This window comes from Corynebacterium nuruki S6-4, assembly GCF_007970465.1.
Taxonomy (GTDB): Bacteria; Actinomycetota; Actinomycetes; order Mycobacteriales; family Mycobacteriaceae; genus Corynebacterium; species Corynebacterium nuruki.
This window is the reverse complement of record NZ_CP042429.1, coordinates 2,486,839-2,510,537: the sequence shown is the minus strand read 5'-3', so window position 1 is coordinate 2,510,537 and position 23,699 is coordinate 2,486,839. Positions and strand designations below refer to the sequence as shown.

Genomic DNA, 23,699 nt, shown 5'->3' with positions numbered 1-23,699 from the left:
GACTACAGGTGGGCTACAGGCTGCCGACGAGGGATCCGAGCGACCCGGCCGGCTGCCCGGGGACATCGGCACTGACCACGCTCGGGGCGTCCTGTCCCGGTTCCACGCCGGTGACGGCACCGGTCGAGTCGACGGTGACCCTCGCACTCAGCGCGGCGGGCAGGTTGATGCGGGCCCAGCCGTCGGAGGAGGCGTCCAACGGGGAACCGGAGCGGATCTCGGTGGCGGCGAGGACACTGCGGCGCTGCGCGTCGCTGAGCTCGGGGAACGCGGTGGCCAGGAGCTTCTCCGCGTTCTCCGGGACCTGGGCCGGCCGGTTGTCCAGTGAGGTCGGCGCGAAACCGTAGGTCATCCGCGCCTGGTAGGCCTGCAGGGCGCTGGCCCGGTCGGTGACCGGGGCGGTGGAGACCGGGTCGGTGAACGGGTTGGTGTAGCCGCCCGCGTCATTGGCGTCCGTGTCCCCGATGCACGCGTCGAGGGTGGCACCGTGACCGTCGGCCTCGCAGCGGTCCTCGAGGTAGCCGACGAGTTCGTCGCGGGCCGGGTCGAGCGTGCCGGCGATGTAGTCACCGTCGGCGAGCTGGGTGGCGGTGTTGACGTGGCCCTCGATGCGGCCGCCGATGACATCGAGCGGGTAGTGGACGCCGAGGGCGATGCGGTTGTTGCCCGCCTCCGAGCCCCGGGTGAGGATCTCCGGGCCGAGTTCCGGCAGCAGTTCGGCCAGCTGCAGGCTGATGCCGTAGGCGTAGGTGGTGTGGCCGGAGGGGAAGGCCTGGTTGATCCCGTCGAGACCCTTCTCGCCGACGCCGGCGAACGTGTCGTAGCCGGCGGTGTGCGGCGCCCCGTTGTCCGGACGGGTGCCCTGGTCCGGGATGCGGTGGATGTCCAGCTGGGCGTCCAGCCCCTTCAGGTCGTTCTCGCCGTTGCGGGAACGGTCGCCGACACTCCCCCTGTCCCGGTCCCCGGTCTGCAGGAACGGGCGCGGGTAGTTGAAGTCGGTCTTCGCGTCCCCGGTGGTGGCATTGTCCTCACCGGTCTCGATGACGGCACTGGTCAGCGGGAGTTTCCCCTGCTCCACACCGTCGGTGAAGTAGCCGGAGAGCACCGGGCCGAGGGCGTCCCCGAGGGTCTCGGTCCAGATCATGTCGGCGTCCTCCAGCGCGCGCAGCGACTGGTCCGGGTCCGCGGCGGCGGCGTGGTTGATGCCGAGCAGGGTGCCGTCGTTGGCTTTGAGCACGTCGGCGCCCTTGTCGGTGACGTCGCCCTTGAAGGCGGTGGCGAGCTTTCCTGCGTCGCTGTCACCGTCATAGTCGGCGGCGGTCCACCAGTCGGAGAACTCGTCGATGAGGGCGGTCCGGTCCGGGCCGGGCGGGGTGTCCGCGAGAGCCGGGGACGCGGTGAGGGCAGAGGTCGCGGCGACAGTGGCGGTCACGGTCGCGAGCAGGGAGAGAGTGAGAGAGCGTGTTCGCATGGACCGTATGGTGCGCCGTCGCCGTGTACACCGGGTGACCGGCGGGGCCGGGATGCGGTGAACAGTGGGTGAATACGTGGTGCACGGTGCGCCTCACACCGTGGCGACCACGAGATCCTCGCCGCTGACGGGGCTGAGGTCGACACTGGGTCCGACACTGGGTCCGACACTGGGGCCCGATGCCCGCGGAACGAACCGACAGGTCGAATTTTCTGTCCTCCAACAGCACACCGATTCGTGAACCCAACAGCCGCAGGAGCCGGCCGACCCCTCGGTTCGGGAAACCGACACCGCGTCCGGGTCCCGCAGCGACTACCATCACGCTGTGCCCGAACAGCCCGAACAGCCCGCCGCGTCCACCGCGTCCACCACGTCCGCCCAGCCGGCCCCCGCGTCCGTCCTCACCGCGCTGAAGAGTCCGAAACTCCTCACCGTCGAGATCCTCGGCGGACTCGTCACCGCCTTCGCGCTCATCCCCGAGTCACTGAGCTTCGCCATCGTCGCCGGACTCGACCCCCGGATGGGCCTCTACGCCGCCTTCACCATGGCCTGCGTCACCGCCGTCCTCGGCGGCCGCCCCGGTATGGTCTCCGGCGCCGCCGGGTCGATCGCCCTCGTCATCTTCCCCGTCGCCCGCGACCACGGCGTGGAGTACCTGCTGGCCACGGTCATCCTCGGCGGCGTCCTGCAGATGGTGATGGGTGCACTCGGCGTGGCGAAACTGATGCGGTTCATCCCGCGTTCCGTCATGGTCGGATTCGTGGACGCCCTGGCGATCCTCATCTTCACCGCGCAGCTCCAGCACCTGTTCAACGTGCCGTGGCAGGTGTACCCGCTGGTCATCGGCGGCCTGGTGATCATGGCCCTGTTCCCGAAACTGACGACGAAGGTGCCCGCGCCCCTGGCGTCCATCCTGCTGGTCACGCTCGCGGCCGTGACACTGTCCATCGACGTCCCCACCGTCGGCGACCAGGGCGAACTGCCGGACACCTTCCCCGGCTTCGGCATCCCCGACATCCCGTGGACGTTCCACACCCTCGGCATCATCGCCCCGTACGCGGTGGCGCTGGCACTGGTCGGGCTGATGGAATCCCTGCTGACCGCCAAGCTCGTCGACGACATCACCGAGACCCACTCGGACAAGACCCGCGAATCCGTCGGCCAGGGCATCGCCAACGTCGTCACCGGGTTCTTCGGCGGCATGGGCGGCTGCGCGATGATCGGCCAGACGATGATCAACGTGAAGCAGGCCGGGGCACGCACCCGGATCAGCTCGTTCCTCGCCGGCCTGTTCCTCATCATCCTGTCGGTCAGCCTGTCCGACGTCGTCGGCAGGATCCCGATGGCCGCACTGGTGGCGGTGATGATCGTCGTCGCGTTCACGACCTTCGACTGGAACTCGGTGCGGACCCTGCGGGTCATGCCGCGCTCGGAGACCGTGGTCCTGCTGGTCACCGTCGTCGCGACCGTCGTCACCGACAACCTGGCCGTCGGGGTGATCCTCGGCGTGCTCACCGCGATGGTGGCCTTCGCCCGGCGCGTCGCGCACCTGACCCGGGTGGAGCGGACCGGGGAGGGCACCTACCGGGTCGCCGGACAGCTGTTCTTCGCCTCCTCGAACGACCTGGTGTACCAGTTCGACTACGCCGGCGACCCCGCGGCGGTGACGGTCGATTTCTCCGCGACGACGGTGTGGGACTCCTCCACCGTCGCCGCCCTGCAGGGCGTCCGGGAGCAGTACGAACGCCGTGGGAAGACCGTGGAGTTCACCGGACTGGACGCCACGAGCAGCGGCTACCTCGACCGGCTGGAGGGCCGGCTGGGGTAGCCGCTGCGGGGTTGCGGCCAAGATACAGCAGCGTAGGGTCGGGCGACACGGAGACAATTTCCCCAGAAAAAGGACACCGGAGAAAGGACCACCCCATGTCCGTACGCCGCCTCACCACCGTCGCCGCCACCGGCCTGCTCACCGTCGGCACCGCATTCGCCGCCGTCCCCGCCGCCGGGGCGGAAGCCCCCGATGTCCCGGACCGGCCCTCGGCCAGCCCCATCGAGTTCTCGAATGACAGTTACGACGCCGCCGGGGAGCTTCCGCCACCGCTCGACAGCATCGCCCAGGGCTCGGTCTTCGCCGGTGTCCTCGGCTCGACGGTGGGGTTCCTGTCACTGTGTTTCCTCACGGACATCGTCCCGTCCCTGCCCGGGAACTGCCCCACCTGACCGGAGTTGTCCACAGGACACCGCCACGACACGCCGGTCCCCGGACCGAATCTGTCGTGAGTTGTCCACAGAACGCGGCGTCCCGGGCCGTCGCGGTACCACTCCCGCCGGTCCTGTCGTAGTGTGCGTGCACCGGCCCGGGACACACCGGGGCGACAACGCACCCGGGAGGGGTCATGACAGGACAGGGAACAGAGCGGATTTTCGGGGTGGAGCCGACGTCGGTGACGGCGGCGGCGCACCGTCTGACGGGGCACGCCAAGGCGTTGACACAGGCCGCCGGGATGCTCGGTGGCGCAGTCGCCGAGGCACGGGACCTGCCCGGCGGCCGGCTGTGCACCGCACTGCGCGACGGTGCGGCACAGGTCGGCACGGCCCTCGACGGCGAGGCCGCGGCCGTGGATGTCTGCGCCGGTGACCTGCACTCCTTCGTCGCCGCGGTCACCGGTGCGGAGGCCGCCGCGGTGGACTCGTTCGCCGGCGGCAGTGGCAACGGCAGTGGCAGCGGCGACGGCAGCACCGGCACGGGGGAATGACCGTGGACATCCGTGACATCGAACATGCGGACCTGGGGCATGTCACCGACATCGCCGACCGGTGGCGACGGGGTGGGACATCACTGTGCGGTACCGCCGGTGAGCTGCGCGGTACCGCGGAGTTCCCCGGCTGGGACGGCACCGCGGCCGAGGCCATGCGCCACCGGGTGGACAGTTCGACCAACCAGGCCGACGTCGCCGGGTTCCGCAGTACCGCGGTCGGTGTGATGACCGGCGCCCACACCGCCGCGCTCGCGGTCGCCCAGGGGATCGTCCGCGCGGTGCTCGCGGCGGCCCGGACGACCGGCATGCATGTCAGCCCGGACGGCACGGTCCGTCCGGGTGGCGGCGGTACGGCCGGGGCGGTCACCGGTCTGCTCGCCGCCGTCCCCGGCCCGGCGGGTCACCTCGTCGCCGGCACCGCCGCGGCATTGACCGCGGTCCTGCAGGAGGTCATGCAGTACGTCATGCTGCAGGACTCACTGGCCGGCGGCGCCGTGTCCGTCACCTGCGACGTCGACCGGCCGCCGGTGGTCAGTCCGGTGGAGTTCTCCCCCGGCGCCGTCGCGGAACTGACCCGCGATCCGGCGCGGGCGGCGGCCGGGGCAGCAGTCTTCCCTGCCGAGCTCGACGCCACCCTGGGTGCGGACAGGAAGGCCGAACTCACCTCGGCGGTCGACCGGGCCCGGGAGAGTCTCGCCCTGCGTGGTCTCGACCCCGACGTGGTCGGGGTGGCCGTCATGGACCTCGCCGGTTCGCCCGCGGTGGTGGTCGGCGACCTCGCCGAGGCACGGACGGTCTCCACCCTGGTCAGCGGGGTCGGGTCCTCCGGCAGCGGTGCAGTCGCCGGCACCGCGGCAGCCGCCGGGCGCATCGCCGGTCCGGGCCACGCCGTCGTCGCCTGGCACGGTTACACCGCACCGGGGAACCTGCTCACCGGCGCCCTGCCCGGCCACGCGATCGTGGGCGCGCCGGCGCTCCGGAAGGCGCAGCGGCAACTGCGTGAGACCACCCGGGAGGACGCCGACCTGCAGATCATCGCCCACAGTTACGGCACCACCCTCACCGGCACGGCCGCGATGCCGTTCAGTGCCGGACTCGAGGCGGACACCCTGCAGATTCTCGGCAGTCCGGGGATGGTGGCGCCGACCGCCGGCGCCCTGAACCTCCACGCCACCGACGGGCATGCCGAGGTCCACGTCCGGGATGAACCCGGCGACCTCATCGGACTCGCCACCGGTCCGGTCCACGGACTCCACGGCAGAGATCCGGCGTCCCCGTTGTTCGGCGCGGACAGTGTCGACGGTGTCGACAGTGTCAACGGGGCCATCGGGGACAACAGGCGGGGCGGTCCCCTCCACCGCGCCTGGGATACCGTCACCGACGGCTACCTGTGGCTGCGCGGCGACCTGGACACCCACAGCGCCTACCTCTCCGACGAGCAGGTGCTGGAGAAACTACGTTGGGGGCCATGACCACACTCCCGGACGCGGTGCCCGCCGTCATCGTCGGCGCCGGACAGGCCGGACTCGCCGCCGCCCATGAACTGGTGCGCCGCGGGGTGAAGCCCGGCACCGACCTCCTCGTCCTCGACAGCGGCGACGGGCCGGGCGGCGCCTGGCGGGAGCGGTGGGACTCGCTCACCCTCGGCAAAGCCCACGGCATCGCCGACCTGCCGGGCATGCCGATGGAACGCCCTGATCCGACCGTCCCGGCGTCCCGCCTCGTCGCGGACTACTACGGCGCCTACGAGCGGCGGTTCGGGCTGGATGTCGTCCGGCCCGTGCGGGTCGTCAGTGTGCACTCCACCGGGCCGGAACCGGACGCGCCTCTCGAGCTCACCGTGCTGCACGACGGCACCTGCACCACCGTGCGGACCCGGCTGCTGCTCAACGCGACCGGCACCTGGACCCACCCCTACATCCCGTACGTCCCGGGCATCGCGGACTTCACCGGCCGTCAGCTGCACACCGTCGACTACGTGCGGAAAGAGGACTTCGCCGGTCAGCGCGTCCTCGTCGTCGGCGGGGGGCTCAGCGCCGTGCAGTTCCTGCTGGAGCTCCACCAGCCAGGCTCGGCGGCACAGACGTTCTGGGCGACGCGCCGGCCGCCGAACTTCACCCGGGAGGAGTTCGACCAGCGGTGGGGTTACGGCGTGGAGGAGCGGGTGCGCGCCGCGACCTACAGCGGGCGGCGTCCGGAATCGGTGGTGCGCAACACGGGTATCCCGCCCTGGCCGGAGTACCTCGCCGCGGTGGCGTCCGGGGTGCTGGTCTCCCGCGGGATGATCGGGCGGTTGACCACCGACCGCGCCGTCTGGGGCGACCAGTCCGCACAGGCGCTGCGGGACGCCGCGGCGACGGCACCGGACGGCTCCCCCGCACTGGCGCAGCCGGACAGCTGGGTCCCGTTCCCGCCGGGACACGCCGAGCAGATCGACACGGTCTTCTGGAACACGGGTTTCCGGCCCGCGCTCGACCACCTCGCCCCGCTGCACCTGCGGGAGCCGGAGGGCGGCGGCATCCGGATGTCCGACGAGGTCACGGTCGCGAAAGATCCGCGGGTGCTGCTCGTCGGCTACGGGTCTACCGCCTCGACGATCGGGGCGAACCGGGCCGGTCGGCTGGCGGGGCGGGAGGCGGCGCAGCGGTTGGCGGGATGATCACCTCATCCTCCGGTATGACCCTGACTGACCTGCATATTCAGACCGGAGGCTGATTCGCTGACCCCCGTGGCGGCCGTAGCGTGAGTCCCATGAAGACATCACACATCGTCAGTCTGTCCGCCTCCGTCCTCCTCGTCGGAGGACTCGCCGCCGCCGGTATCTCCGCCGAGCTCTCCGCCCAGCACGACCGGGAGGGCACCGTCCGGGACATTGTCGCCGCCGTCGCCCCGGGGTCCGACACCGCCGGCATCGACGTCCACGGCCGTCCGCTCTTCCTCTCCGACAAGGGCACCGTCTCCACCGCCTACGTCAACGTCACCGCCGACGAGAAGAACTCGCAGTGGATCATCCAGGACTACCGTGACAAGGTCATCGGTCTGCTCGACATCATCGTCCCCGTCACTCTGCCCGGCGGCCCGGCGGCTCAGCCGGCTCCGGTTCCCGACACCACGGACGGCAGCTTCACCGACCGGGGCCGGTTCAACGGTGCCGAGGTCGTCTACGCCGCCACGCTGGACGGCGGCGTCCTCACCGTCACCGCCGACGGCGTCCCGGTCGCCACCGTCGACCTGCCCGGTGTGACCACCGCCGACACTCTCCACACCTACGTCGGAGAGGGTGGAGTCTCCGTCAACCTCCAGGCACGTCACCTGACGGTCTGACCCCTGACAGCCTGACCCTGACAGTCTGACCTCCGGTGCCGGAAGCTTGGGACCGGAGGACGCTTTTCCCGCGTCAGATGGTCCTGTGGTCCCAAGGTGCGACCTGCCCGGTCATGTGTATTGCGGTCCCGGCCCCACCGACATATAGTTGATACATCAACTAAAAGGCCACCGGCCAGACACTGAACACCATGGAGGAGCACACATGAAGGCCTTCGGCTTCCTCAGCTTCGGGCACTACGACCTCTCCGCCGCTGAACGCAGCGGCGCCGGCCGTCGCATGCCCGGCGCAAAAGAGAACCTGAAGAACGCGCTCGAGATCGCCGTCGGCGCCGATGAACTCGGCGTCAACGGTGCATACTTCCGCGTCCACCACTTCGCACCGCAGCATTCCGCCCCGATGCCGCTGCTCGCCGCCATCGCGGCGCGCACCAGCAGGATCGAGGTCGGGACTGGCGTCATCGACATCCGCTACGAGAACCCGCTGCAGCTCGCTGAAGAGGCCGCCCAGCTCGACCTGCTGTCCGACGGCAGAGTCGCCCTCGGCGTGTCCCGGGGATCACCCGAGCCCGTCGACCGCGGCTACGAGTCCTTCGGCTACCACCCGGCCGCCGACGACCCCAAGGGCAAGGAGATGGCGCGGGAGAAGTTCACCCGCTTCCTCGACGCCGTCGACGGCAAGGGCATGGCCACCTCCCTGCCGCTCGACCAGCAGTACCCGCGGATGTACCACCCGAACGTCCCGGTCCCGGTCATGCCGCACTCGATGTCACTGCACAAGCACGTCTGGTGGGGCGCAGGATCCCGCGACACGGCCGTCCGCGCCGCCCACAACGGGGTGAACCTCATGAGCTCCACCCTGCTCACCGAGGCCAACGGCGACCGTTTCGAGGACCTGCAGGCCGAACAGATCCGCCAGTACCGTGAGGCATGGAAGGAAGCCGGCCACACCTGGACGCCGCGCACCTCGGTGTCCCGGTCGATCATCCCGGTGACCTCCGAGGAGGACATGCGGATGTTCGGCATCGGCGGCGACGAGGGCGGTATCGGCTACATCGACGACGGCCAGGCCACCTTCGGCCGGACCTACACCGATGAGCCGGACAAGCTCGTCGAGCAGTTGAAGAAGGACACCGCCCTCATGGAGGCGGACACCCTCATGCTCACCATCCCCAGCCAGCTGGGGATCGACGCGAACCTGCGCATCCTGCAGAACTTCGCCGAGTATGTCGCCCCGGAGCTCGGCTGGGAGCCGAACACCGCCGGCCCGGTCACCGGCTACCCGCTGGCGTAGTCGACGACAACCGGCGAGTGATCCGAGAGCCGGACGCCACGAAAGTCCCGGTCCACGGCGTCCGCCACCGCCGTCTCCGCCAGCCGGGGTGTGGCGAGGTGGTAGTCGATGCGCCACCCGACATCCTTGGCGAAGGACTGCCCCGCCCAGGACCACCACGAGTACGGCCCGTCCTCGTCCGGGTGCAGCGCCCGGACGACGTCGACGAGGGTGCGGGGCGAGAGCTGCCGGTCGAACCAGTCACGCTCCTCGGGGAGGAAGCCGTCATGTTTCTGGTTGCGCCGCCAGTTGGCGAGGTCCCGGCGGGTATGGGCGATGTTCATGTCCCCCATGAGCAGGAATTCCCGGCCGTCGGCGGCAGCCGCCCGGCGCGTGGCTGTCAGATAGCGTCCGAAGCCGGCGAGGAACCCCATCTTCCGCTCGTAGTGCGCCCCACCGTCGGGTGCCTCCCGCATCCGCTCCGGCCGCTGCATCTCGGCGGGCAACCCGCCTTTGGGCAGGTAGAGACAGGCGACCGTGAGCGGGGCATCGGCGAGGTCGACCTCGATGTAGCGTCCCTGCGCGATGAAGGGACGCAGCTTCCGCGCCAGCGGCACCCGGTCGACGGCCGGCACGTCGCGCAGGTCGTCCGGTGCGGCATGCGGGCCGCCGAGCAGCGCCCCACCGCTCCACGTCCGGACCGCTGCGGGTGCTTCCCGGGTCAGGACGGCCACCCCGTTGCGTCCCGAAATGGTCCCGGTCTCCAGGGCGACGTGGTAGCTCCCGAAAGCGTTGTCGGGCAGTTTGTCGGCCTGCGCCCGGACCTCCTGGAGCGCGACGACGTCACAGCCACGCGTGTCCAGCCAGTCGCCGAACCCCCGACGCTGCGTGGCACGGATCCCGTTGATGTTGGCGGTGGCGATACGGAGCATGCCGGTGAGGTTACCGTGGAGCCGTGACTTCCCAGACGCCGTCCGTCACCACCGACCAGGTCATCGCCTTCCGACTGCGCAACCACGGTCTGCTGGACCGTGCTCCGGTGACGGAACTGGCGCAGGCGGTGGGCACCTGCGGCATCCAGGACAGCCCGCCCGGCTCCGCGGCACTGGCCCTGCATGCCCGCGTGGACCTCACCCCGGAGGATCTTTCTGCTGCGGTCAGCACGCAGAAGTCTCTGGTCACCACCTGGTCGATGCGCGGAGCCCCGTTCCTGATTCCGACGCGGGACGCCGCGGTCTTCACCACCGGTGTCCTCCCGCCGACCGAAGCCGGACGCCTGCACCTGATCCGTGGCGTGGAGCGTGACCTCGACCAACTTTCCCTCACTCTCGACAGGGCCACTGCCCTGGTGCGGGAGGAGATCCACGATGTCCTCGCTGGACGACAGCTCACCGTCACCGAACTGGGCGGGGAGATCGCGCCCCGGGTCGCCGGGCACCTGCCCGAGGCTGCCCGAGACGTCTGGGACTCCGAGGGACCCCATGCCGCGGGGCAACCGGTGGGTGAGGCAGTGGTGCACTTCGTCCTCCGGATCCTCACACTGGAAGGGGTGATCTGCATCGTCCCCGGGCGAGGCAGCCGGTTCTCGCTCGTCGACGAGTGGTGCGGTGCCCCGTTCCCCACCATGGAACCGACGGCGGCACGCACGGAACTGCTCCGTCGTTACCTGCACTGTGACGGTCCGTCGACCCGCTCAGACTTCGCCGCGTGGCAGGGGGTGACCGCCACCGACGCGAAGGCCTGGTGGGATCTCCTGGCCGACGAACTCACCGAGCTTGACCACGCAGGACGCCGCGCCTGGGCCCTCACCACCGACGTGGATGATCTCCTGGGGGACGCGTCGTTCCCGGGGGACGCCGTCCGGTTCCTCCCGCCCCGTGACCCCTACACGCAGTGCCGCGACCGGGAAACCCTCGTCGCGAAGGAGCACCACCGGACGGTGTGGGCCCCGGTCGGAGCGCCCGGGACGATCCTTGTCGGCGGCCGTATCGCCGGAGTGTGGCGTCCGAAAAAGTCGGGGAGGTCGCTGACAGTGACGGTCTCCCCCTTCAGCCCCCTCTCCCCGTCGACCGTGGAAGCCCTGGAGCAGGAGGCAGAGTCTCTCGGCCCGTTCCGTGGTGTGGACCGGGTGGTGCTCACCGTCGACGGGTGATCTCCTGTCCCTGATCAGGACGCCTTCAGTCGCTGCCACCACCGCTTCTTCGGCATGATCTGCAGCTCGTCGGTGGCGTCGGCCGGGACGTCCGTACCCAGTTCCTCGTAGACCCACCGGGGCAGGATGTCGTTGGTGTGCTTGTTCGCGTTGTACGCGGCCTGCGCCTTCAGGTGGAGGATGTGCGCTTCCTGTGCCTCGCTCAATCGAGTGTCCTGCGTCGCCATGACTCCGCTCCTCTCCGGGTGCGATCTGTTTCCGACCGTTATTCCTGCCCTCCTGGTCCAGTGTCAGTGCCCTCACCAGCGGTACCTCTGTATGTGTGATCAGCGCACTGTCCCCGAGCTCCGTGACCCGAGTTGACCTGAGTTGACCCGATTCCGCCGTTTCCGGGGGACTGAATCGTCCGAACCGGGTCAGCTCGGTACACCGTCGACATGTCGTCGCACAACCGGCCCGGGGGACACGCCTTGTGACCAGTAACCCGGCCGCGGCGTCCGGTCCGGCAGCGCACCTGTTCGGCCGGCAGGCCACCTGTTCGGCCGGCAGGCCAAAACTACGCCGGAGACGGTGGTGAACGGCGTTTTGGCCTGCCGTGCCGACGGTTGCGCTGCCACCGGCCGGACGGTCGTCCCGAGGACGTCGTGGTGACCCGAGTTGACCCGGTTCGGTCAGTTCCGTCGGACCGGAAACGCAGAATCGGGTCAGCTCGGGACAACTCTCCCCTGAACAAGACTGAGGGACCCCCATTAACCCGACGCCCCGCCCCCGGACACGACAAAAGCCCCGCACCGCGTATCCGCGTCTGCGAGGCTCCCTCTTTCCACCTTTATAGTGGCACCCCGTCCGGACGCAGTCAAATCGACACGCCCGCGCCGGCTGACGGCCCCGCAGCCGGTACCATCTGACGCACAGCCGGACCGCACCGGGTACAACCGGACCCATGACCGCAGCGAACCTCACCTCCACCGTCACCCGCCGTCACGGGCACACCGTGAAGGAGCACGTGCTCACCGCGCCGCTCGTCCACCCGGAGCTCGCCGGCACAGCCGGCACGACCACCACCGGCCCCCGCACGATCGACGTCTTCGCCCGCGAGTACGTCCCCGACGGCGGCGAGGACCTCCCCGCCCTCCTGTTCCTCCAGGGTGGACCCGGCCACGGGGCGCTGCGTCCGACCGCCCCCACCCGGGAGATCGGCGGTTGGCTGGGTGAGGCCCTGAAGAACTACCGGGTCATCCTCATCGACCAGCGCGGCACCGGCCGCTCCACCCCGGTGGACGCCGCCACCCCCGAGGCGCTCGGCGCCACCGCGCACGAGCAGGCCGACTACCTCACCCACCTGCGCGCCGACGCCATCGTGGCGGACGCCGAACTGCTGCGCGAGGCCCTCGGCGAGAAGCCCTGGTCCCTGCTCGGCCAGTCCTTCGGCGGATTCTGCATCACCGCCTACCTCTCCCGGCACCCCGAGGGCGTCTCCGAGGCGTTCTTCACCGGCGGGCTGCCCGGCTTCGCCGCCGACCCGCACACCCGCATCGACGACATCTACCGCGCCACCTACGCGAAGACCGCGGTGCGCGACGAGCGGTTCCACGCGCAGTTCCCCGGCACCGCACAGCTCATCCGGGACATCTGCCGGCACCTCGACACCCATGAGGAGTTCCTCGCCGACGGGTCCCGGCTGTCCTCCCGCCGCTTCCGCCTCACCGGGATGAACCTGGGCCGCACCGGCGGCTTCGACACGCTCAACTACCTGCTGGAGGAGCCGTTCCACACCGTCGGCGGCGAGAAGCGGCTGCGCACCCCCTTCCTGCTCGGTGTCGCCGACCAGGTCCGGTTCGCCGACGCCCCGCTCTACGCGGTCCTCCACGAATCGATCTACGGCATGGACCGCGCGACCGGGTGGGCGGCGTCCCGCATCGGCAACCAGCTGCCCGGCTTCACCGACGCCATTCCGGACGCCGCCACCGACCCGGTCCACCTGTTCGGCGAACACATCCGGCCGTGGCTGTTCGCCGAGGATCCGGCGCTGCAGCCGTGGCAGGAGGTCGCGCAGCTCCTCGCAGCGAAGGACGACTGGACGCCGCTCTACGACGCGGACACCCTGGCCGCCACCGCGGACAACGGGATCCGCAGCGCCGCGGCCGTGTACCTCGACGACATCTTCGTCCCCTTCGAACTGTCGATGGAGACGGCGTCCGGCATCGGGGGGCTGCGTCCGCACGTGACGAACCGGTGGGAGCACAACGGTCTCGGCGTGGACGGTGCCGCACTGTTCCGCACCCTGCGGGAGCTGGCGCTGGACCACTGAGGTCGTTTCCCGGTCCGTGGGATACTCTGAGATCCCGTGAATGAAACCCGGGACCGTAAAGGCACTGTCCGCCTCCCCACCCTGATCTCGCTGATCCTCGGCGCCTGTGTGGGCTCCGGTATCTTCGCCCTGCCGCAGAACGTGGCCAATGTGGCCTCCCCGGGTGCCGCCGTCATCGGCTGGGCGATCACCGGCGTGGGCATGCTCTGCGTCGCCTTCGTCTTCCAGTCCCTCGCGCTGCGCAAGCCGCACCTGGACTCGGGTGTGTACAGCTACGTCCGCGCCGGTCTCGGTGACTTCGTCGGTTTCGCCTCCGGCTGGGGCTACTGGTTGGCGTCCATCATCGCGCAGGTCGGCTACGCCACACTGTTCTTCAGCTCACTGGGGTACTTCATCCCGCTGTTCGACGGCCGGAACCTGCTGGTCAACGCGCTGGCGGTGACGGTGATGAACTGGGTGATCTTCGCGGTCCTGGCGCGCGGCATCCAGCAGGCGGCGATCCTCAACATCATCACCACGGTGGCGAAGCTGCTGCCGATCGCCGCGTTCCTCATCCTCGTCGCCTTCGTCGGTTTCCACACCGAGATCTTCACCGCCGATTTCTGGGGTCGCCTCGCCACCTTCGGGTCCGACGGCACCGGGGCCGGCGACCACTCCGCCAGCCTGTCCACACAGGTCAAGGGCATGATGCTGTTCACCGTGTGGGCGTTCATCGGCATCGAGGGAGCCTCGGCCTACTCGCGTCGGGCGAAAACCCGGCGCGATGTCTCCCTGGCCACCCTGCTCGGCTTCCTCGCGGTGTTCGTGCTGCTGCTGCTCGTCAGCTTCCTGTCCTACGGTGTGGCCTCACGGCAGGATCTGGCCCAGATGGGCGACAACTCCATGGCGGAGGTCCTCAAGGTGGTCGTCGGCCCGTGGGGCGGCGGACTGATCTCGGCGGGGCTGTGCATCTCGGTGCTGGGCGCCTACGTGTCCTGGCAGATGCTGTGTGCGGAACCGCTGACGATGATGGCGCAGGACGAACTGCTGCCGAAGAAGCTCGGCACCATCAACCCCAACGGGGCGCCGGTCGCCGCCCAGCTGCTCTCGGCGGTCGTCATCCAGCTGTTCATCGTGGTGTTCTTCCTCAACGAGTCCGCCTACACGACGATGGTGCAGCTGGCGACCTCGCTGTATCTCATCCCGTACCTGTTCGCCGCGCTGTACCTGCTGCTGCTCGCCACGAAGGGCGGCGGGTTCCGGCACCCGGACGCCGGCTCGAAGTTCAACCTCGACGGTCCGGCGGTGGCCCGGCGCGCGAACCTGCTGCACGGGATCATCGCCGCGGTCGGTGTGGCCTACTCACTGTGGCTGTTCTACGCGGCGGACCCGAAGTTCGTGCTGCTGGGGATGGTGCTCGTCGTGCCGGGCATGGTGGCCTACGTCCTCACCCGGCTGCGCCACGGCGGCCGGATCTTCAACGCCTTCGAGTGGTTCATCTCCGCCGTCGTCATCATCGCCGCCGTGGCTGCGGTGGTGGGCATCGTCCAGGGGACCGTCACGCTGGACTGATCCCGGCGGACGGTGCCGGCCCGGCGACGGCTCCCGGCGCACTGCCGATCCCCTGACCCGGAACTTTTCCGGAAACTGTGGCCTACGCCACGCATCCCTGCTATCGTTCTGGAACATGCACTATAGAACCGGATCTGCAGCCCCGGAACCGGTTTCCAGACGACCCATGGAGGGAAGACCATGAGCTGCCCAGTCCACGACACCGGTGACATGACCACCGACACCACGACCGACACCACAACCGACACCACCACAGCGTCCGGACAGTCCGGCGCCTTCCGCCGCGGCAGGAAGACCGACATGGCCCACCGCGCCGACGAGGGGTTCTTCGGCCCCGATTCCATCGCCTGGAAGGTGTGGAGCTACCCCACCTCCGCACTGCAGGGATTCTTCCGTGCAGTGACCATCGAGCACCTGGACCCGGACCTCGTCGCCGCCGTCGACGACTCCGGCCAGGTCTACAAGCGCACCCCGGTCCGCTACGACCGCACGATGGAGTACTTCGCCGCGGTCCTGTTCGCGGACGCCCAGACCGTCACCCGGATGGCCGACATCCTCATGAAGGTCCACGACCGCTCCTACGGGAAGAACCCGGTCACCGGCAACGACTACGAGGCGAACAAGCCCTCCTCCCAGCTGTGGATCCTGGTCACCGCGTGGCACTCGATCCTCTACACCTACGAGAAGTTCGGCCCCGGCAAGCTCTCCCGTGACGAGGAGAACGAGTACTGGTCCCAGATGGCGGTCGCCGCCCAGTTCCAGCCCATCGACCCGGCCGACGTGCCGAAGACCCGAGGCGAGGTCCAGAAGTTCCTCGACGACTGGCGCGAGAAGCTGTCCGCCTCCGAAGCGGCGATCCGCAATGTCAACCACATCATCAACGGTGCGGAGACCGCGTTCACCGGCCTGCCGAAGCCGATCCGCATGATCACCCGCCCGTTCTTCCGCAAGAGCATCATCGCCACCTACCCGCGGTGGATGCGCCCGATGCTCGGCGTGAAGCAGTCCCGCATCACCGATGAGGCGATGTTCCTGCTGTGGAAGCCCTTCCTGGCCTTCTTCCGCCGGAACCCCGCACTGATCTGCTGGGTCGTCGAGCGGATCTGCCCGCGGGCACTGCGCTACATCAAGCCGGTCTACTACAAGGTGCCCGCCGAGACCCCCCGGGTGTACACCCCGGAGGTCGCCCGGAAGATGTTCGGCAACCCGCTCACCCCGCTGGAGCAGCGGGAGGAACTGCTGGCGAAGCGCCGGGAGGGCATCGGCCAGCAGGCCTACGGACACAACCACACCGACGCGATCGTCGAGTTCGCCAACGCCGACGACGCGGAATCCACCGAGGCGACACTCAAGGCCGTCGAGGAGTCCGAGACCCAGCTGCGGTCGATCGGGTAGGTCCGGGATCCGGGTCCCGGACCTGCACCGGGACCCCCTCCCCACCGGGGCGGATATCGGCTAGTATCCGTGACAACACCACATCACCCCTGAACCACCACACCACCACATCGCCGTGAGGCCGCCACCCCACCGGAGCCGTCATGACCGTCGTTCTCTGGATCATCAACATCGTTCTCGCCGTTGTCTTCCTCGGCACCGGCACAACGAAACTCTCGCGTGCGAAAGACGCCCTCGTCTCCTCCGGCATGGACTGGGCCGACAGTTTCCGGGAGACGACGGTCAAGGCGATCGGCGCCGCGGAATTCCTCGGCGCCCTCGGCCTGATCCTCCCCCGCGCACTCGACACCGTGCCCGTCCTCACCCCGCTCGCCGCCGTCGGGCTCGCACTGGTCATGGCCGGCGCCACCGCCACCCACCTGCGCCGCCACGAATCCCCCGCCTTCCCGGCGACACTCGGCATCCTCGCCGTGGTCAGCGCGGTGCTGGGCTTCGTCACACTCTAGGCGTCCCTCCCGGGGAGGAGCCTCTAGGCCTCGCCGGTACTGCCGGTGCCGCCGCCCTTGCCGTGCCGCCGACGACGCTGCTCCCACAGCACCACCGCGGTCGAATGCGGCACATGGACGATCTCGCCACCCCGGCCGTGGCGTCCGGCATCGCCCTCCGCCGCCGCCAGGCGCCGACGCAGGGCGACATTCTCCGCCTGCAGATCATCGACACGGCGCTGCAGGTCGATGATCGACCGGATGCCGGCCAGGTTCACACCCTCGTCGTGGCTGAGCCGCTGGATCTCCAGCAGCTGCGCGATATCGTCCCGGGAGTAGCGGCGTCCGCCGCCACTGGTCCGTTCCGGGGTGACCAGGCCCATCCGGTCGTAGGTGCGGAGAGTCTGCGCGTGCATCCCCGTGATCTCCGCGGCCACGGAGATCACGAACACCTCGTGGTCGGACCGGTTTCCCCGGTCACTGTCCTTCTTCTCCGCCATCTTCTCTCACCTCCGCTCTCTGTACCTGTCTACCGGACCCCGTCCAGGGGCCCGGTCAGTTCCCGGCCCAGTCGGCCCGCGGGTCGAACCCGGACCGCTTCTCCTCTTCGGCGTAGTGGCGCAGCGCGCTGGCCGCACCCTCGTCAAGGTGCTTCGGGACCGTCACCCGCACAGTGACCAGCAGGTCACCGGAGTGCCCGTTGCGCTTGGCCACACCGCGGCCACGGACCCGCAGGGTCATGCCGTCGGCGGTCCCGGCCGGGACGCGGACCTTCACCTTGTTGTCGAGCGTCGGAACCGTGACCGTGCCACCCAGCGCCAGCTCCGAGAAGCTCACCGGGACGGTCACCTTGAGATCGTCCCCGCTGCGGGTGAACAGGTTGTCGGGGCGGACGTGCACGGTGACGAAGAGGTCACCGGCCGCCCGGCCACGCTCCCCGGCCTCGCCCTGACCGGCCAACCGGACCTTCTGCCCGTCGACGACGCCCGCAGGGACGCGCACCGTGATGGTGCGCGTGCGGGTGACCCGCCCGGAGCCGCCGCAGTCCGTGCAGGGATCGTCGATCCGGGTTCCGGTGCCGTTGCAGTCCGGGCAGGGCCGCGAGAAGCCGAAGGCCCCGCGGTTCTCCGAGACCACCCCGGAGCCGCTGCAGGTCCCGCAGCGCTTCGCCGAGGTGCCCGGCTTCGCGCCGGAGCCGTGGCAGGTGGTGCAGGGGGCCGGGCTGGTCAGCCGGATCGGGACCGTCACGCCCTTGGTCGCCTCGCGGAAGTCGAGGGTGATCTCGGTCTCCACGTCGGCACCACGGGCGCGTCGCTGGGTCCGCTGACCGCCGTGACCGCCGCGTCCACCGGAGCCGCCGCCGAACATGTCGCCGAGAATGTCGCCGAGGCCACCGCCCATGCCGCCGCCCATGCCGGAGCCGCCGCCGAAGATGTCGCCGATGTCGAAGTCCCGGGTGCCGCCGGCGCGCCCGGCGCCGCCGGATCCCCCGAAACCGCCGGCGCCGTAGCCACCGGAGGCGACCATGCGCTTGAGTTCGTCGTACTCGGCGCGCTTCTCCTTGTCGCCGAGGACCGAGTAGGCCTCTGAAGCGGACTTGAACCGCTCCTCCGCCTTCTCGTCACCGGGGTGCGCATCGGGGTGATTGTCCCGTGCGATCTTCCGGTACGCCTTCTTGATCTCGTCAGCGCTGGCCGAGGAGGACACGCCGAGGACCTTGTAGTAGTCCTTGTCGATCCATTCCTTCTGTGCCACCGTGGTTACTCCCTTCCGCTCGCGCCACCATCCTGGAAACTTGAGCCTATCACGCTAAGGTCTATACCCTGCAACGCGCGGCGGGCATCCGGCATTCCCCGCTGTTAAGGTGGACTGCCATGATCCACCGAGGCGGCACACACGGCAGCGGGCAGGGCGCTGCGCCCGATGCGATGTACCCGCACCTGTCCCGCGACCGGGCGGACGCCCTGCGTGAAGAGGTGATGCGGACCCTCCACGAACGCGGGTTCGACACCTCCTGGCGTCCCGACGGCTACATCGCGGCCAGCCACCCCGGGGAACCCGCCACCCGCGTCATCGGGCTCGACAACCTCGCCCTCCAGATCGCCCGCACCGACCCCGACGACCGCGCCTTCGCCACCCAGGTCCGCGACTTCATCACCGCCATGCTCGACCGGACCGACCCCGACCAGCTGAGCCAGCCGGACTTCCTCCGGCTGCTCAAGGTGCGGCTCGTCAACCGGGACGCCCTCTCCCTCGGTGACGAGACCGACTACACCATGACCACCCGGCCGTTCACCGACGATCTCGTGGTCAGCCTCGTCTCCGACACGCCCACCACCATCGTCACCCTCCCCGACCGTTCGCTCGACGACCGGGGCGTGGGGGACGCCGACGGCCACCCCACCGCCCACGACCTCGACGACCTGTGGCGCGTCGGCTACCGCAACCTGTGGCAGGAGCTCATCGACGCCGAGGTGACCGTCGAGGACATCCGGGGCACGGAGGCCGGCGCCCGGTTCCGGGCGGTGGAATCCCCCTCCTTCTTCCTCTCGTCCGCCCCGCTGTTCCTCGACGAGCTGCTCCCCCGCTGGATCCCCGACCTCGACATGTCCCGCGGGGTGATGGTGGCCGTCCCGCACCGCCACCTCATGCTCGTCCGCGAGGTCACCACGGGGCACAACCTGCTCAACGGCATCAACATCATGACCTCCGCCGCCGTCACCCAGTTCACGGAGAACCCGGGCCCGGTCAGCGCGACCCTCCACCTGTTCCGCGAGGGCGCCGAGGTCCTGCCCTTCACCGAGATCACCACCAACGACGACGGCCAGCGGGTGATCCAGGTGTACCCCGACGACTACCTCATGGAGTGCATCAACGGCGACGACGAGAACGGTGACGGAGAAGACCACACCGGGTGATCACCCCGTGCCGGCGTCCGTGCCGGCCACCCGCCGAAATGTTCACCGCCCCAGGAACGCTCCGGGCTTCCGGGCGTACCCGGGACGGTGAACATTTCCGGTATCCGGTACGGGTGCCGGTCCGATGTGGTTCGATCTCCGGCATGGGGATTTTCGGGGGACCTGCCTGGACCGACGCCGAGGACAGTGGCCGCATCAGGCCCGGCCGCGGGCCGTTGTTCACCCGCCGCGTCTATCCGTTCCGGGCCCCCGTCCTGCGGCGGGAAGCCCTGCGCGACGGCGTTCCCCGCCGCACCGTGGACCGCGCGGACCGGCCCGTCCGCGGCGTGGTCCTGCCCCCGGAGGACGACTACGACGGCCCCGCCCGACTCGGCCCGGACGGCTGGTGCAGCGAGGACCCCGGGCCGTACCTGTGGGACATCATCACCCGACTGCGGGCCTGCTGGCTGCTGGCGCCGGCCGCCGTCGGCGGGGCCTGGTGCGCCGCCGCCCACGGACTGCCGCACTGGGCGGACATAGAACCGGTGCTGCTCCACTCCGGCCGGATGCGACGCAATCCCACCGGTCCCGGCACCCCGGTCTACCGGCCGCTGCCGAAGCACGCCCGCACGGTGTGCGTGGACCCGCTGTTCCCGCGACTGAAGGTGGTGGACGCCGCGACCGCCGCAGCGCAGTGCCTGGCGACGGTCTTCTCCGGAAAGAAGCAGTGGTGGGTGCCGGCGATCCCCGGGCTGACCGACCGGGAGGTCCGCGCGGTGCAGTTCATCGACGCGTACTACCAGTGCACCCACCTGTCCGACACGGACATTCTCGCCGGCGCCCGGAACATCGTCGACCGGGTCCGGCTCGCGGCGCTGCTGGAGCTGTGCGATCAGGGTGCCGAGTCGCCGATGGAGACTGTGCTGCGACTGATCGTCCGGGACGAACTTCCGGCCGGTCACGCATGGACATCGCAGGTCACCGTCTCCCTGGCGGACGGGGAGGTCGTTGACGGGGCGACGTTCCGCGGGAGAAGGACCACGCCGGACCTGGCCTGCCCGGCACTGAAGGTGGCCTTGTACTACGACGGGGCACACCATGAGGATCAGGAGCAGACGGAGACCGATTTCCGTATGTTCCAGGCACTGAAGGCGGTCGGGTGGGAGGCCGTGCGGATCAACAGGGATCTGCTGAACGACCTGACGGAGCTGCTGGAGCACATCCGCGGCGCGATCGTCCGGGCCGCCCGGGTCACCCCGTGAACGACAGAAAAATCCTCACCGCCGGGGGAACGTTCCGGTGACAGAACGTTCCGGTGATCCGGATGTTCCCCTGACGGTGAGGATTTCTGTTGTGTGTGACGCGGAGCGCCGGTACGGGGGCGGGGAGCTACTGCGGGTCGGCGATGACGACCATCGCCGTGCGCAGCGTCCGCTCACCGAGCCGGTACCCCTTGCGGAGCACCGTGCCGAGCACCTTCTCGTCTCCGGTGGAGGTGTCCTGCACCGCCTCGTGGAGCGCCGGGTCGAAAGTGTCACCCTCGACACCGAAGGTCTCGACCTTCTGCTTGCCGAAGAGGGCGTCGAGCTTGTCGGCGATCGCCTTCAGCGGCCCGGTGAGATCACCGTGCTGGTCGGCGAGGTCGAGATCGTCCCGGAGCGGGAGGAGCTCGGCGATGACCTCGGCACGGGCGCTCTCGCGGATGCCGACCCGGTCGCGCTCGGTGCGCTTGCGGTAGTTGGCGTATTCCGCGGTGATCCGCTGCAGGTCGGCGGTCCGTTCGGCGAGCTGTTCCTCGGCGTCGGAGAGTTCACCGGAGTCGTCGATGTCCGCGTCGGCGGTGTCGGCGACGACGTCTTCGTCATCTCCGGCGAGCGCCTCACTGGCCTCCTCGGTGTCGGCGCTCACGGCGTCCTCTTCCGGGGTGGTCTCGGGCATCGAGGTCTCGGTGTACTCCTCGTCGGTCTCCGACGGGGAACCGGGGTCGACGGGCTCGGTCACTTGGAATCACCCTTGTCGTCCTCGTCCACGACCTCGGCGTCGACGACGTCATCCTCGGCGGATGCGGCGCCCTCGGCACCTGCACCGTCGCCGGCGTTCGCGGCCTCGGCCTCGTAGATGGCCTTGCCCATCTCCTGGCTCTCGGCGGAGAGCTTCTCGACGGCGTCCTTGACGGCCTCGATGTCCTCGCCCTTGAGAGCCTCGTCGACAGCGTCGGCGGCCTCGGTGACCTTGGTCTTCGTGTCCTCGGAGACCTTGTCCTCGTTGTCGGTGAGGAACTTGCGGGTCTGGTAGACCATCGACTCAGCGGAGTTGCGGACCTCCTGCTCCTCGCGGCGCTTCTTGTCCTCCTCCGCGTGGGCCTCCGCGTCCTTCACCATCCGGTCGATCTCATCCTGGGACAGGCCGGAACCGTCCTGGATCGTGATGGAGGTCTCCTTGCCCGTGCCCTTGTCGGTCGCGGTGACGTGGACGATACCGTTCGCGTCGATGTCGAAGGTGACCTCGATCTGCGGGACGCCACGGGGGGCCGGGGCGATACCGCCGAGCTCGAAGGAGCCGAGCAGCTTGTTCTGCTGGGCCATCTCGCGCTCACCCTGGAAGACCTGGATCTGCACGGAGGGCTGGGAGTCCTCGGCGGTGGTGAAGGTCTCACTGCGCTTGGTCGGGATGGTGGTGTTGCGCTCGATGAGCTTGGTCATCACGCCACCCTTGGTCTCGATGCCGAGGGACAGCGGGGTGACGTCGAGGAGCAGCACGTCCTTGACCTCGCCGCGCAGGACGCCGGCCTGCAGGGCGGCGCCGACGGCGACGACCTCGTCCGGGTTGACGCCCTTGTTGGGCTCCTTGCCGCCGGTCAGCGACTTCACCATGTCGGTCACGGCCGGCATACGGGTGGAGCCACCGACGAGGACCACGTGGTCGATGTCCTTGACGGCCACGTCGGCGTCCTTGAGCACGGACTCGAACGGCTTCTTCGTCCGGTCGAGGAGATCCTGGGTGATCTTCTGGAACTCGGTGCGCGACAGGGTCTCGTCGAGGAACAGCGGGTTCTTGTCCTCGTCGACGGTGATGTACGGCAGGTTGATGGAGGCCTGCTGGGAGGAGGACAGTTCGATCTTGGCCTTCTCCGCGGCCTCACGCAGCCGCTGCAGTGCCATCTTGTCCTTGGACAGGTCCACACCGTGGGCGGTCCGGAACTTGTCGACGAGCCAGTCGACGATGCGCTGGTCCCAGTCGTCGCCGCCGAGCTTGTTGTCGCCGGAGGTGGCGCGGACCTCGACCACGCCGTCGCCGATCTCCAGGAGGGAGACGTCGAAGGTACCGCCACCGAGGTCGAAGACCAGGATGGTCTGCTCGTTGTCGCCCTTCTCGAGGCCGTAGGCCAGGGCGGCCGCGGTCGGCTCGTTGACGATGCGCAGGACGTTGAGGCCGGCGATCTGGCCGGCGTCCTTGGTGGCCTGACGCTGGGCGTCGTTGAAGTAGGCCGGGACCGTGATGACGGCGTCGGTGACGTCCTCACCGAGGTAGGACTCGGCGTCCCTCTTGAGCTTCATGAGGGTACGTGCGGAGATCTCCTGGGCGGTGTACTTCTTGCCGTCGATCTCACCGGTGGTCCAGCCGTCGTCGCCGATGTGGCGCTTGACGGAGCGGATGGTGCGGTCGACGTTGGTGACGGCCTGGTTCTTGGCCGACTGCCCGACGAGCACTTCACCGTTCTTGGCGAAGGCGACGATCGACGGGGTGGTGCGGGAGCCCTCGGAGTTGGCGATGACGGTTGCCTCGCCACCCTCCAGGACGGAGACCACCGAGTTGGTGGTTCCGAGGTCGATTCCCACTGCGCGTCCCATATTCATGTCCTCCTGTTGTTCGAGGTAATTAAGTGAGCCGCGCTCAAGTCTGCCTCCCGTTACCGGAGGAGTCAACCTGACTTGAGTACCTGCCGCTCAACTTGCTGACATACGGTACAACGGCGGTCCCCTCGAACTTGTTCCCGGTACGCTCAACTTTTTTTCGGCACCGGGTCCGGCGGCATGTCAGGCGGCAAGTCCGGCGACGTTTCGGACGCGTCCGATCCGCC

21 protein-coding genes are annotated in these 23,699 nt (G+C 69.2%); 14 read left to right on the top strand and 7 right to left on the bottom strand.

Annotation, left to right across the window (positions count from 1 at the left end):
- Positions 1-13 precede the first annotated feature (13 nt).
- Positions 14-1,471 carry a phosphatase PAP2 family protein gene (locus tag FSW06_RS11150; RefSeq protein WP_010120455.1) on the bottom strand — a complete coding sequence of 486 codons (1,458 nt, stop codon included), beginning with the start codon at positions 1,469-1,471 and terminating at the stop codon, positions 14-16.
- A gap of 325 nt (positions 1,472-1,796) precedes the next feature.
- Here FSW06_RS11150 and FSW06_RS11145 point away from each other — a divergent pair, with 325 nt between their 5' ends.
- The 7 genes from FSW06_RS11145 to FSW06_RS11115 all read left to right on the top strand — a co-directional run bounded on the left by FSW06_RS11145 (position 1,797) and on the right by FSW06_RS11115 (position 8,848).
- Positions 1,797-3,299 (top strand): SulP family inorganic anion transporter, encoded by a 1,503-nt coding sequence (locus FSW06_RS11145; RefSeq protein ID WP_010120457.1) that lies wholly within the window; start codon positions 1,797-1,799, stop codon positions 3,297-3,299.
- A gap of 95 nt (positions 3,300-3,394) precedes the next feature.
- The gene (locus tag FSW06_RS11140) at positions 3,395-3,691 is read left to right on the top strand and encodes a hypothetical protein (RefSeq protein WP_010120459.1); all 297 of its coding nucleotides are present in this window, start codon (positions 3,395-3,397) and stop codon (positions 3,689-3,691) included.
- A 176-nt stretch (positions 3,692-3,867) separates the two neighbouring features.
- Positions 3,868-4,227 carry a hypothetical protein gene (locus FSW06_RS11135; RefSeq protein ID WP_139024465.1) on the top strand — a complete coding sequence of 120 codons (360 nt, stop codon included), beginning with the start codon at positions 3,868-3,870 and terminating at the stop codon, positions 4,225-4,227.
- Positions 4,228-4,229: 2 nt separating this feature from the next.
- Positions 4,230-5,702, top strand: coding sequence for an alpha/beta hydrolase (locus tag FSW06_RS11130; RefSeq protein WP_029449494.1), 1,473 nt, complete (start codon positions 4,230-4,232; stop codon positions 5,700-5,702).
- Positions 5,699-6,889 carry an NAD(P)-binding domain-containing protein gene (locus FSW06_RS11125; RefSeq protein WP_010120465.1) on the top strand — a complete coding sequence of 397 codons (1,191 nt, stop codon included), beginning with the start codon at positions 5,699-5,701 and terminating at the stop codon, positions 6,887-6,889. Before FSW06_RS11130 ends, FSW06_RS11125 begins: the two co-directional genes overlap by 4 nt.
- A 92-nt stretch (positions 6,890-6,981) precedes the next feature.
- Positions 6,982-7,554, top strand: coding sequence for a hypothetical protein (locus FSW06_RS11120; RefSeq protein WP_010120467.1), 573 nt, complete (start codon positions 6,982-6,984; stop codon positions 7,552-7,554).
- A 205-nt stretch (positions 7,555-7,759) separates the two neighbouring features.
- The gene (locus FSW06_RS11115; RefSeq protein WP_010120469.1) at positions 7,760-8,848 is read left to right on the top strand and encodes an LLM class flavin-dependent oxidoreductase; all 1,089 of its coding nucleotides are present in this window, start codon (positions 7,760-7,762) and stop codon (positions 8,846-8,848) included.
- On the opposite strand, the gene FSW06_RS11110 is transcribed toward FSW06_RS11115, so the two are convergent.
- Positions 8,833-9,759: an exodeoxyribonuclease III gene (locus FSW06_RS11110; RefSeq protein ID WP_010120471.1), complete on the bottom strand. Its 927-nt coding sequence runs from the start codon at positions 9,757-9,759 to the stop codon at positions 8,833-8,835. The genes FSW06_RS11115 and FSW06_RS11110 overlap by 16 nt on opposite strands.
- Positions 9,760-9,782: 23 nt before the next feature.
- On the opposite strand from FSW06_RS11110, the gene FSW06_RS11105 reads away from it, so the two are divergent.
- Positions 9,783-10,979, top strand: coding sequence for a winged helix DNA-binding domain-containing protein (locus FSW06_RS11105; RefSeq protein ID WP_010120472.1), 1,197 nt, complete (start codon positions 9,783-9,785; stop codon positions 10,977-10,979).
- A 14-nt stretch (positions 10,980-10,993) separates the two neighbouring features.
- Here the strand turns inward: FSW06_RS11105 and FSW06_RS11100 are convergent, their stop codons facing one another.
- Positions 10,994-11,206 carry a hypothetical protein gene (locus FSW06_RS11100; RefSeq protein WP_139024466.1) on the bottom strand — a complete coding sequence of 71 codons (213 nt, stop codon included), beginning with the start codon at positions 11,204-11,206 and terminating at the stop codon, positions 10,994-10,996.
- Positions 11,207-11,922: 716 nt separating this feature from the next.
- Between FSW06_RS11100 and FSW06_RS11095 the strand changes: the two genes are divergently transcribed.
- The 4 genes from FSW06_RS11095 (at position 11,923) to FSW06_RS11080 (ending at position 16,742) form a co-directional block, all read left to right on the top strand.
- Positions 11,923-13,290 (top strand): alpha/beta fold hydrolase, encoded by a 1,368-nt coding sequence (locus FSW06_RS11095; RefSeq protein WP_010120474.1) that lies wholly within the window; start codon positions 11,923-11,925, stop codon positions 13,288-13,290.
- 36 nt (positions 13,291-13,326) lie between these two features.
- Positions 13,327-14,841: a basic amino acid/polyamine antiporter gene (locus FSW06_RS11090; protein WP_010120475.1), complete on the top strand. Its 1,515-nt coding sequence runs from the start codon at positions 13,327-13,329 to the stop codon at positions 14,839-14,841.
- A gap of 180 nt (positions 14,842-15,021) precedes the next feature.
- Positions 15,022-16,236 carry an oxygenase MpaB family protein gene (locus FSW06_RS11085; RefSeq protein ID WP_010120476.1) on the top strand — a complete coding sequence of 405 codons (1,215 nt, stop codon included), beginning with the start codon at positions 15,022-15,024 and terminating at the stop codon, positions 16,234-16,236.
- 143 nt (positions 16,237-16,379) lie between these two features.
- Complete coding sequence (locus FSW06_RS11080; RefSeq protein WP_010120477.1) at positions 16,380-16,742, top strand: DoxX family protein; 363 nt, start codon at positions 16,380-16,382, stop codon at positions 16,740-16,742.
- Between the two features lie 23 nt (positions 16,743-16,765).
- On the opposite strand, the gene FSW06_RS11075 is transcribed toward FSW06_RS11080, so the two are convergent.
- Both FSW06_RS11075 and dnaJ read right to left on the bottom strand, forming a co-directional pair.
- The gene (locus tag FSW06_RS11075) at positions 16,766-17,221 is read right to left on the bottom strand and encodes a heat shock protein transcriptional repressor HspR (protein WP_010120479.1); all 456 of its coding nucleotides are present in this window, start codon (positions 17,219-17,221) and stop codon (positions 16,766-16,768) included.
- 55 nt (positions 17,222-17,276) lie between these two features.
- Entirely contained in the window at positions 17,277-18,476 is a 1,200-nt protein-coding gene (dnaJ, locus tag FSW06_RS11070) for a molecular chaperone DnaJ (RefSeq protein ID WP_010120481.1), read from the bottom strand.
- Between the two features lie 119 nt (positions 18,477-18,595).
- Between dnaJ and FSW06_RS11065 the strand changes: the two genes are divergently transcribed.
- On the top strand, positions 18,596-19,639 hold the full coding sequence (locus tag FSW06_RS11065) for a DUF1444 domain-containing protein (RefSeq protein ID WP_010120483.1): 1,044 nt from the start codon (positions 18,596-18,598) through the stop codon (positions 19,637-19,639).
- A gap of 143 nt (positions 19,640-19,782) precedes the next feature.
- On the top strand, positions 19,783-20,880 hold the full coding sequence (locus tag FSW06_RS11060) for a hypothetical protein (RefSeq protein WP_010120485.1): 1,098 nt from the start codon (positions 19,783-19,785) through the stop codon (positions 20,878-20,880).
- A 127-nt stretch (positions 20,881-21,007) separates the two neighbouring features.
- On the opposite strand, the gene grpE is transcribed toward FSW06_RS11060, so the two are convergent.
- Together grpE and dnaK are read right to left on the bottom strand one after the other, a co-directional pair.
- A complete protein-coding gene (grpE, locus tag FSW06_RS11055; protein ID WP_238525957.1) occupies positions 21,008-21,556 on the bottom strand; it encodes a nucleotide exchange factor GrpE in 549 nt (182 codons plus the stop codon).
- 59 nt (positions 21,557-21,615) lie between these two features.
- On the bottom strand, positions 21,616-23,469 hold the full coding sequence (gene dnaK, locus FSW06_RS11050) for a molecular chaperone DnaK (RefSeq protein ID WP_010120489.1): 1,854 nt from the start codon (positions 23,467-23,469) through the stop codon (positions 21,616-21,618).
- Positions 23,470-23,699: the final 230 nt, after the last annotated feature.